The organism is Neisseria sp. HMSC066H01, from assembly GCF_001837375.1.
Classification (GTDB): Bacteria; Pseudomonadota; Gammaproteobacteria; order Burkholderiales; family Neisseriaceae; genus Neisseria.
In genome coordinates this window covers 210,604-220,729 of record NZ_KV832189.1, presented here as the reverse complement: position 1 = coordinate 220,729, position 10,126 = coordinate 210,604, and the positions used below count along the sequence as shown (strand labels likewise).

The following is a 10,126-nucleotide window of genomic DNA, read 5'->3' as shown; positions in this document are numbered from 1 at the left end:
AAAGGCCGTCTGAATGTTTCAGACGGCCTTATATATTTCACCTCTTTGATATGTCTTCTCTTATTGGTTTTATCAAACATAAAAAAGCGTACCTTGTTAGGTACGCTTTTTTCAATCCAACTCAAAATTAGAATTTTGCACCGGACTCATTTGCCATAAAGTCTACAGCCGCTTTAACCTCATCGTCACTCAAGCTGCTGTTGCCGCCTTTGGCAGGCATTGAATTAAAACCTTCAAGCGCGTGTTTGTGCAAAGTATCTTTACCTTGCTTAATTCGAGGAGCCCAGTCGTCTTTTTTACCGACAACAGGTGCGCCCGGAATCATACCGCCATGACATGTTTTACAGTTGGCTTCAAAAACAGCTTTGCCGTCTACCTTAACCGGAGCTGCTTCTGCTTTTTCAGCAGGTTTGGCTTCAGCAGCCGGAGCAGCTTTAGCATCTGAAGCAGCTTTATCGGCAGCAGGAGCCGAAGCGGCCGCCGGAGCAGAAGCATCGGCAGGTTGAGCTGCCGGAGCAGGCTCCGCTTTTTTAGCAGGAGCTTTTTTACCGTCTTTGTTGGACAAACCCCAAACATAGGCGGTCATGATGTGCAGCTTGTCTTTATCGAGGAAGTGACCCCAAGCAGGCATTTGGCTGCTGCGGCCGTTGGTAATGGTTTCGGTAATCGCTTTTTGAGTACCGCCCCACAACCATACATCGTCGGTCAGATTCGGGCCGAGGCCTTGGATACCTTGACCTTTGTCACCGTGACAAGTGAAACAGTTGGCAGGTGGGCCGCTAAACAGGGCTTTACCGCGTTCTGCACGTTCTTCGTCGTATTGACCTTTAGGTTTAGAAAGAGACATAACATATTGTGTTACGTTTTTCACGCCTTCTTCACCCAAAGCAGGACCCCATGCAGGCATGGCGGCAGTACGGCCTTTTTCAATGGTTTCCTGAATTTTTTCAGGTTCGCCACCCCACAACCAGTCGTCGTCAGACAGATTTGGGAAGCCTTTAGAGCCTTTGGCATCTGAGCCGTGACATTGGATACAGTAGGTATTGAAAAGGTTTTGACCGATAGCTTGTGCTTCAGGATTTTTAGCCACTTGGTCAATCGGCATTTTGGCAAACTTAGCATACACTTGGCTGTATTTCTGTTCGGCTTTGGCAACCTCTTCTTCATACTGACCGTGGCTAGTCCAGCCCCAGATACCTTTAAAGTCACCGATACCCGGATACATGACCAGATAGCCGATACCGAAGATCCAAGTGCAGACATACAGCCAAAACCACCAACGCGGCAGCGGGTTGTTGTATTCTTCAATACCGTCCCATTCATGACCTGTCGTTTTGACTTCTTCGCCCTTTTTAGGACGCTTCACAACGTTTTGGGAAAGCAGCAGCCATGCCAAGCCGATAAAGCTGAGCACGACAATAACTGCAATGTATATATTCCAGAAATTGCTGGTAAATTGGGATGTTGTGTTCATTCTTTTGCTCCGTGATCACGGACTAAACTGTTATCGCCCGTCTTTTTCAGACGACCCTTTATCATCATTGTCAAAAATACTGTTGGCAGCATCATCGTAGTTCTTTTTATTACGTCGATTAAAAACAATATAAAGCACTAAGATGAAACTGATAAAAACCCAAACAGTAAAGAGCGAGCGAGCCCAGTTCGCGTCCATGATGTTACCTTACGTTTTTCAATGCCAAGCCTAAGCCTTGCAGGTAGGCGATAACAGCGTCCAGCTCTGATTTGTTGGCCAGCATTTCAGGTGCTTTGGCAATTTCTTCATCGCTGTAAGGTGTACCCACTTTACGCAGGGCTTTCATATGCGCCACAGTTGCCTCGGCATCGACTTTATTGCGTGCGAGCCATGGGAATGCAGGCATATTGGACTCCGGCACAACGTCGCGCGGGTTCAGCAGGTGGATGCGGTGCCATTCATCGGAATAACGGCCGCCGACACGAGCCAAATCCGGACCGGTACGTTTAGAACCCCATTGGAACGGATGGTCATAAACAGACTCACCGGCAACGGAGTAATGACCGTAACGTTCAGTTTCTGCACGGAATGGACGAATCATTTGAGAGTGGCAGTTGTAGCAGCCTTCGCGCACATAAATATCGCGACCGGCCACTTGCAGGGCGTTATATGGTTTCACGCCGGGTGCAGGTTCGGTAACTGCCTTGGTGAAGAACAGCGGAACAGCCTCGATCAGAAGGCCGACGCTGACTACAAGCAGGGTGAATACAATCAGTACACCGACTTTTTCTTCAGCTAATTGTTGTAATTTCATTTTGGTAGCCTATCTTTCTTGTCATTAGTGGTGTTGAGTTTGAGAAACCGCAGGAATCTCAGCATCAACTGCTTTACCACTGATAGCAGTACGGTAAACGTTATATGCCATGATGCACATACCGCTCAGGTACAGAAGACCGCCGGTGAAACGAATCATGTAGTAAGGCATGGTACGTTTTACGGATTCAACGAAGGAATAAGTCAGTGTGCCGTCGTCATTCAAAGAACCCCACATCAGACCTTGCATTACGCCGGCAATCCACATTGCAGCGATATACAGAACCACGCCGATGGTCGCAATCCAGAAATGCGCCTCAACCAATTTGGTGCTGTACATTTCATTTTTGCCGAACAAGCGGGGAATCATATAGTAAACGGAACCGATGGTTACAAAGCCCACCCAGCCCAATGCGCCGGCGTGAACGTGTGCAACAGTCCAGTCGGTGTAGTGGCTCAGAGCGTTAACGGTTTTGATAGACATCATCGGGCCTTCGAAGGTAGACATACCGTAGAAAGACAGAGAAACGATCAAGAATTTCAAAATCGGGTCGGTACGCAGTTTGTCCCATGCACCGGACAGAGTCATGATACCGTTGATCATACCGCCCCAAGAAGGCGCAAACAGGATCAAAGACAATACCATACCCAAAGATTGAGTCCAGTCAGGCAATGCGGTGTAGTGCAAGTGGTGAGAACCAGCCCACATATAAGTGAAAATCAAAGCCCAGAAGTGGACGACGGACAAGCGGTAAGAGTAAATCGGACGGCCTGCTTGTTTAGGGACGAAATAGTACATCATACCCAAGAAGCCGGCTGTCAGGAAAAAGCCCACCGCATTGTGGCCGTACCACCATTGAACCATCGCATCAATCGCACCTGCGTAAACCGGGTAAGATTTCATCAGACCGGCAGGGATGCTGATGTTATTGACGATGTGCAACAGTGCGACAGCCAAGATGAAGCCGCCGTAGAACCAGTTGGCAACGTAAATGTGTTTGATTTTACGTTTGGCAATCGTACCGAAGAATACGATGGCGTAAGCAATCCAAACCAAAGCGATCAGGATGTCGATAGGCCATTCCAATTCAGCATATTCTTTAGCTTGGGTATAACCCATAGGCAAGCTAATAGCCGCAGCCACGATGACAGCCTGCCAACCCCAGAAGGTAAATGCAGGCAACCAACCGCCAAACAGACGGGTATTACATGTACGTTGAACAACGTAGTATGATGTACCGATCAAACCGCAACCGCCGAATGCAAAAATAACCGCATTGGTGTGCAGAGGACGCAGGCGGCCGAAGTGGAACCAAGGTCCGATATTGGATAAATCGAGGGCCGGAGCAAAAAGCTGGGCAGCGACGATAACGCCGACCAACATGCCCACAATACCCCAAACTACAGTCATGATGGCGAACTGGCGCACCACTTTGTAGTTATAAGTTTGTGTGTCCATGGAAGTCTCCATAAATTATGGGTATAAAAAATTTTTATCTCACCCCAACCCCTGCATTTACGAAAAGCGCAATACGGCCAAGGCTCAAATTTTTCTAAATTTAACATAGACACCACAACATGCCAAGCAAAATTACATTCCACATTGCATAAAATATTTAGCAAGACATAAATTCATTTCTTTTATAATCAATAAATTATTAAAACATACGCATTAAATCGGACAGGGTATTTTTTCAAGCCCCCTTTTTCATACAGTTTTATTGATATAGATTAAGCCCACCCCTTAAAACCCCTTCTTCTTAATAAACTTTAGCAAATTAACCAATAGCCATGATTAATTACAAAATTACCCCCAACTTTCTGTCTCATGAATGGCACATCACCTTATCATTCACTCAAACCAATGATTCAGAAACAAAAATCAGCTTACCCAACTGGGTTCCCGGCAGCTACCTCATCCGTGACTTTGCCCGCCACATCACACACATCAGCGCGCGCTGCAACGGCAAAGCCCAACCGCTGACACAAACCAGCAAAAACCATTGGCAAACCCCTGCCCTCAGTGGAGCGTGGGAAATTTACTACACTGTTTACGCATTCGACTTATCCGTTCGCGGCTCGTTCCTCAGCACCGAGCGCGGCTTTTTCGACGGCGCGTGTCTATTCTTAAAAGTCCACAGACAAGAACACCAGCCACATCAAATCGAATTTTCCACCCTGCCGCACACATGGCAGATAGCCACCACACTGCCCCAAACCTCGGCGACCACTTTTCAGACGGCCTCATACGCCGAGCTTATCGACCACCCGGTTGAAACAGGCATCATCGAATTTCTCGAATTTGAAGCACAAGGCATTCCCCACCGTATTGCATTAAGCGGCATCTATCCCGATTTTGACCGTACCCGCTTCCTCGCCGATATTCAAAAAATCTGCGAAACCGAGTTGGCGATGTTCCCCTCCCCTGCCCCGTTTACCGAATACCTTTTCTTACTACATCTGGGCGACAACCTCTACGGCGGGCTGGAACACATCAGCAGCACCGCCCTACTCGCCGACCGCCACAGCCTGCCACCCTATAATATGAACGAGGCCGACAAAGCCTATACCGAATTGCTCGGCCTCTTTTCCCATGAATACTTCCACGCATGGAACGTTAAATCCATCAAACCGGCCGTATTTGCACCTTACAACCTCGACCAAGAAAACTACACCGAGCAACTTTGGGCATTTGAAGGCATTACGTCCTATTACGACGACCTCTTTCTTGCCAGAAGCAAAACCATCAGCCCCGAAGCCTACCTTACCCTGCTTGCACAAGGCATCACACGCGTCCAGCAGACACAAGGCCGTCTGAAACAAACACTTGCCCAATCCAGTTTCAGCGCGTGGGACAAGTTCTACAAACAAGACGAAAACAGCCCCAACGCCATCGTCAGCTATTATCAAAAAGGCGCACTGGCCGCACTTTGCCTCGACCTCATCATCCGTGAAAAAAGCCAAGGCAGATACACCCTCGACAGCGTGATGCAGCAACACTATCGCGACTGGTGCAATACCCATCAAGGCATACCCGAAAAACACTGGCAAACCCGTTGCCAAGAAATAACCGGTTTAGATTTAGAAACCTTCTTTCAGACGGCCTTATACAGCACCGAAGACCTTCCGCTCGCAGAATGCCTGCAAAGCGTAGGTGTCAAACTCGACTTTATCCCCCTGCCCCGCCAACACGGAGGAGCATTTGCAAGTGAACCCCAATCGGTTGCACCCGCCAACGATTTGGGCACACGTTTCAAACAAAACAGCGACCATGCCATCCTGACTCATGTATTCAATGGCGGCAGCGCAGAAAATGCCGGACTCTGCCCGCAAGACAAAATCATCGCCTTGGGCGGCTACGCCTGCAACGACCTTGCGGCACAGTGGAGCAAACTGCCTATCGGCACGCGCACCACCATCCATTTCTTCCGCCAAGGCCTATTGCGCGAGACCAGTATCACAGTCCAAGCAGCAGAAGCCAATACCGCCCTGCTGCACATTACCGATCGCCAAAAACTCGAAAACTGGTTGTACAATCATTAAATAAAACTTCAAACGGCCTGCTACTTCACAGGCCGTCTGAAATCAACATACCCATTCAATATAAAGAAAGGAAAAACTATGCCCATCCGTAAACTGACCGACTCCCTCTATATCGCTCCCCAACTGACCGAAGCCGATGTCCAAGAAGCCGTACGCCTCGGCATCCAAACCGTCATCTGCAACCGTCCGGACGGCGAAGAAGAAAACCAACCGGCTTTTGCCGAAGTCCAAAACTGGTTTAAAGAGGCCGGCATCAACCAATTCTTACACCAGCCCGTTGTCGCGCCTCAAATCAACGCAGCCGATGTTGCAGCCTTTCAAAATCTGTTGCAACAATCTCCAACTCCTATCCTTGCCTTCTGCCGTACCGGCACTCGCTGCTCCCTGCTTTGGGGTTATCATCAAGTGCAGCACGGCGCATCCGTAGCCGAAGTGGTTGCCGCAGCCGAACAGGCAGGCGTTAACCTCAGCAACTTTGAAGCACGCCTGCAAGAAGCCAAAGATAAAGGTTTGGCTTAATACCTAATTTATATAGTAACTAGTAGCCCTTAAGGCCATCAGGCCGTCTGAAACCGATTATTCAGACGGCCTGATGGCCTTAGCTTATTTTTAATTTATTTCCACTATCTTGGAGATATATTTTCTAAATTAAAACAGAATTGACCTGTGTCAATACCCCAATCCTATTTTCATTTATAATGCCTTCCAATGATTCAGGGCCATGCCCGAATCTTCCAGTTTCCTCGATAAGAGCCAGCTCTCTTATTAAATGATTTTTCTTTCCTCTTGATGTGTGTGTGTTTGGGTGTGGCTGAGTGCCACCCCCTTTTTTTATACCTACCCTCTTGAAGGCCGTCTGAAACTTTCAGACGGCCTTTCCTTTCCCCTAGCAAAAATAGTATAAAATCCCCTTATCGTTCAAACCACAAACCCAAAACACCATGGTCAACAAACTCACGCCCCCTCCCAGCCTGCCCGATCCGCAAGACCTCCGCGCCGTTATCGCCTACAACATGCGCCTCTACCGCGTCAACCACGGCTGGTCGCAAGAAGAACTCGCACGCCAATGCGGACTTGACCGCACCTACGTCTCCGCCGTCGAGCGCAAACGTTGGAACATCGCCCTTTCCAACATCGAAAAAATCGCATCCGCACTCAAAATCGCCCCTTACAAACTCCTCCTTCCGCCGCAAGAAATGCTCCGCCAAATGACCGAGCCTGCCGACACCCAAGCCTAATTCACAACCAGACACCATCATGACCGCCGCCCAACAAGCCATCCAAACCTACCGGCAGCAAAAAGCCGCAGCAGAAGCCGCCTACCGCCAAAACAACCGCCCTACCGCTTACTTCCGCGACCATATCGCCGCTGCCGAAACCCTGCTGCAAACCCTCTGGCAAATCCACTTTCCCGACAGCAACGACATCAGTCTGATTGCCATCGGCGGCTTCGGGCGTTGCGAACTCTATCCCCATTCAGACTGGGATTTAGCGATTATTTCCTCTACTCCTTTTTCAGACGGCCTGCAACAACAAACCGCCCAATTTATCCAAACCCTTTGGGACGCACGCCTCAATCCCGCCATCAAAAGCGGTAGCATAGAAGAAATCCTCCAAAGCACCCAAAACGACATTACCGGCGAAACCGCCTTTCTTGAAGCACGCCATCTCCAAGGCAATCCCAACCTTACCGCCCAACTTCTAAACAAACTCAACACACGCCGCAACACAGCCGCCTTCATCGAAGCCAAACTCCTCGAAATGGAGCAACGCCATACCAAATCCCAAGGTACAGGCGCACAACTCGAACCCAACATCAAAACCTGCCCCGGCGGCCTGCGCGACATCCACACCCTTATCTGGACAGCCAAAGCACAAGGCATAGACAGCAACCCCACCGCCCTCGTTACCGCCGGCTTCCTCACCCGCACCGAAGCCGGCATGCTGGCCCACGGCTACCGCCGCCTCGCCAACATCCGCATTCATCTCCACCTTACCGCTGACCATCCCGAAGACAGACTGCTTTTCGACTACCAGTCCCAAGTCGCCGAAAGCTTAGGCTATACCCAACCCGACATCCGCGGCAGAAGCGAAGCCCTGATGCACACCTTCTATCGCGCCACCAAAGCCATCAAACAACTCAACGGCATCCTCATACCGGTTCTCAAAAACCATCAAACCTCCAGCCGTCCCCAACATATCCACCCCATCGACAGCCGCTACAAACGCATCGGCCACCAAATCGCCGCCAACGATCTTGCCCTGTTTGAACAAAATCCCGAACATATCTTCACCATCATCCAAACCATGCAGGAGCAAAACATCACCACCATCGAGCCGCAAACCCTGCGCGCATGGTGGGCGGCCACACGGAAAATCAACGCTCGTTTCACCCAAAACCCAGAAAACCGCCGCCGCTTCATCCAATTCTTCAAACACGGCACCGGCCTCACCCAAACCCTCCGTTTTCTCAACCTCTACGGCGTACTGGGCCGCTATCTCCCCGCATGGGAAAAAATCACCGGCCTGCTCCAACACGACCTCTTCCATATTTACCCCGTAGACGACCACATCCTGACCGTCGTCCGCAATATGCGCCGTCTCGCCATCGAAACCCACAGCCACGAAATGCCCGAGGCCAGCGCCATCATGCAGGCCTACCCACGACCACACGTCCTCTACACCGCCGCCCTGTTGCACGACATCGCCAAAGGCCGCGGCGGCGATCACGCCAAAGAAGGCATCAAAGACGCCCAGCAATTCGCCGCCGACCACTACTACACCGAAGAAGAAAGCCACCTCCTCGCATGGCTGGTTGAAAACCACCTGCTCATGTCCACTGTTGCCCAAAAAGAAGACATCCAAGACCCGCACGTCCTCCAAGCCTTCTGCCGCCGTATTCCCACACGCGAATACCTCGACGCACTCTACCTGCTTACCATTGCCGACATCCGCGGCACCAACCCCAAACTTTGGAACACATGGCGCGCCAGCCTGCTCCAAACCCTCTACCACAGCACCGCCGCCGTTTTAAACAGCAAAAACCACGATCCCGAACGTCTCCCCAACCGACGCGAACAAGCCGCGGCCGACCAACTCACGCGCGCAGCCGTTCCCCTCAAAAACCAACAAAAGCTCCGCCGCATCCTCGGCAGCGCATACTACGTCCGCCATCAAACACGGGAAATCCTCTGGCACACCGCAAACCTCGCCTACGACACCCAAAGTCCGGCCGTCCGCAGCCGCATCCTCCCCCAAAGCAACAGCCTTCAAGTCATGGTGTTCATGCCCAATGGCGACCGCCTCTTCGCACGTCTCTGCCGCATCTTCAGCAGCCACCGCTTCGACATCCAAGCCGCACGCGCCTTCATCACCGAGCACGACTACATCCTCGACACCTTTATCCTGCAACTTCCCGACAATCTCCCGCCCGAAGAATATCCCGACCGCCAAAGCGCACTCGAAGCCGAACTCAACAGCTTCATCCACGGCAATACCACCGTCCAAAAACAAAGCGGCCGCCCGCACATCAGCCGCCGCATCCGCCACATCCCCATTCCGCCTACCGTAATCATCACCCCCGAAGAAGATTACCCCGGCTGGCACACCATAGACATCACAGCCGTCAACCGCCCCCACCTCCTCGCCGACATCGCAGAGACCTTCTTCGCACACAACATCAGCCTGCGCTACGCCAAAATCACCACCTTGGATCAGCGCATTGAGGACAGCTTCATCACCTACAGCCCATCCCTACAAGACCCGCAAACCCAAAACACCCTAAAACAGGCATTGATCGAAGTCTTGACCCCATAAAGGCCGTCTGAACATCTTAAAAACATAGGGTGAGCATTTTTTACTCACCCTAATCGCACCCAAAAATATAAACATCCTGAATATACCCTTCTCAAACACTCAAGAAATCCAAAGCCTTAAAATGCGAACCAAAACTTCCTTCTGACATAAAATTACATTCCAAAATCATAACCTATATGGATATAATTCTAATAGCAAATTTTCATTCACCTATTACACCAAACCCTCTTTAAAAATCCTTCCTGCCAAATATTTTCCCCATTCATATTCAAACAAAATACGCATACAAAATAAAACCCATAAAAAACAAAAAAATAAAATCACAAAATATTAAACCTACCGATTAATCCATAAAGATACCGTCTATCTAAATCAATTAACATATTATTAAACAAGCTTAATTTCTGACAAAAAACGTCACACACCCAAACTCGCACACACTCCCTGTCACAAAAAACACAAAACTGACAAAAAACGTCA

At 50.0% G+C, this 10,126-nt stretch carries 8 protein-coding genes; 4 read left to right on the top strand and 4 right to left on the bottom strand.

Features of this window, described 5'->3' with window-relative positions; all coding sequences use genetic code 11:
- Positions 1 to 127: 127 nt before the first annotated feature.
- From ccoP to ccoN, 4 genes are read right to left on the bottom strand one after another with little or no spacing between them, the layout of a single operon-like run.
- Positions 128 to 1,474 (bottom strand): cytochrome-c oxidase, cbb3-type subunit III, encoded by a 1,347-nt coding sequence (gene ccoP / locus HMPREF2551_RS01275; RefSeq protein ID WP_083323090.1) that lies wholly within the window; start codon positions 1,472 to 1,474, stop codon positions 128 to 130.
- A 30-nt stretch (positions 1,475 to 1,504) separates the two neighbouring features.
- Positions 1,505 to 1,672, bottom strand: coding sequence for a cbb3-type cytochrome oxidase subunit 3 (locus tag HMPREF2551_RS01270; RefSeq protein ID WP_003680865.1), 168 nt, complete (start codon positions 1,670 to 1,672; stop codon positions 1,505 to 1,507).
- 4 nt (positions 1,673 to 1,676) lie between these two features.
- A complete protein-coding gene (ccoO, locus tag HMPREF2551_RS01265) occupies positions 1,677 to 2,288 on the bottom strand; it encodes a cytochrome-c oxidase, cbb3-type subunit II (RefSeq protein ID WP_003748778.1) in 612 nt (203 codons plus the stop codon).
- Between the two features lie 24 nt (positions 2,289 to 2,312).
- On the bottom strand, positions 2,313 to 3,746 hold the full coding sequence (ccoN, locus tag HMPREF2551_RS01260; protein WP_210400273.1) for a cytochrome-c oxidase, cbb3-type subunit I: 1,434 nt from the start codon (positions 3,744 to 3,746) through the stop codon (positions 2,313 to 2,315).
- Between the two features lie 332 nt (positions 3,747 to 4,078).
- On the opposite strand from ccoN, the gene HMPREF2551_RS01255 reads away from it, so the two are divergent.
- The 4 genes from HMPREF2551_RS01255 to glnD all read left to right on the top strand — a co-directional run bounded on the left by HMPREF2551_RS01255 (position 4,079) and on the right by glnD (position 9,646).
- Positions 4,079 to 5,830: a M61 family metallopeptidase gene (locus HMPREF2551_RS01255; RefSeq protein ID WP_070836841.1), complete on the top strand. Its 1,752-nt coding sequence runs from the start codon at positions 4,079 to 4,081 to the stop codon at positions 5,828 to 5,830.
- 78 nt (positions 5,831 to 5,908) lie between these two features.
- Positions 5,909 to 6,349: a TIGR01244 family sulfur transferase gene (locus tag HMPREF2551_RS01250; protein ID WP_070836840.1), complete on the top strand. Its 441-nt coding sequence runs from the start codon at positions 5,909 to 5,911 to the stop codon at positions 6,347 to 6,349.
- A 422-nt stretch (positions 6,350 to 6,771) separates the two neighbouring features.
- Positions 6,772 to 7,068: a helix-turn-helix domain-containing protein gene (locus tag HMPREF2551_RS01245; protein WP_003680870.1), complete on the top strand. Its 297-nt coding sequence runs from the start codon at positions 6,772 to 6,774 to the stop codon at positions 7,066 to 7,068.
- Positions 7,069 to 7,087: 19 nt separating this feature from the next.
- On the top strand, positions 7,088 to 9,646 hold the full coding sequence (gene glnD / locus HMPREF2551_RS01240; RefSeq protein ID WP_070836839.1) for a [protein-PII] uridylyltransferase: 2,559 nt from the start codon (positions 7,088 to 7,090) through the stop codon (positions 9,644 to 9,646).
- Positions 9,647 to 10,126 lie beyond the last annotated feature (480 nt).

What these genes read in the sequence shown, in the direction of transcription:
- ccoP (WP_083323090.1), bottom strand. Translation starts at nt 1,474, where the DNA reads ATGAACACAACATCCCAATTTACCAGCAATTTCTGGAATATATACATT.
- ccoN (WP_210400273.1), bottom strand. Translation starts at nt 3,746, where the DNA reads ATGGACACACAAACTTATAACTACAAAGTGGTGCGCCAGTTCGCCATC.
- HMPREF2551_RS01245 (WP_003680870.1), top strand. Translation starts at nt 6,772, where the DNA reads ATGGTCAACAAACTCACGCCCCCTCCCAGCCTGCCCGATCCGCAAGAC.
- HMPREF2551_RS01255 (WP_070836841.1), top strand. Translation starts at nt 4,079, where the DNA reads ATGATTAATTACAAAATTACCCCCAACTTTCTGTCTCATGAATGGCAC.
- HMPREF2551_RS01250 (WP_070836840.1), top strand. Translation starts at nt 5,909, where the DNA reads ATGCCCATCCGTAAACTGACCGACTCCCTCTATATCGCTCCCCAACTG.
- ccoO (WP_003748778.1), bottom strand. Translation starts at nt 2,288, where the DNA reads ATGAAATTACAACAATTAGCTGAAGAAAAAGTCGGTGTACTGATTGTA.
- glnD (WP_070836839.1), top strand. Translation starts at nt 7,088, where the DNA reads ATGACCGCCGCCCAACAAGCCATCCAAACCTACCGGCAGCAAAAAGCC.
- HMPREF2551_RS01270 (WP_003680865.1), bottom strand. Translation starts at nt 1,672, where the DNA reads ATGGACGCGAACTGGGCTCGCTCGCTCTTTACTGTTTGGGTTTTTATC.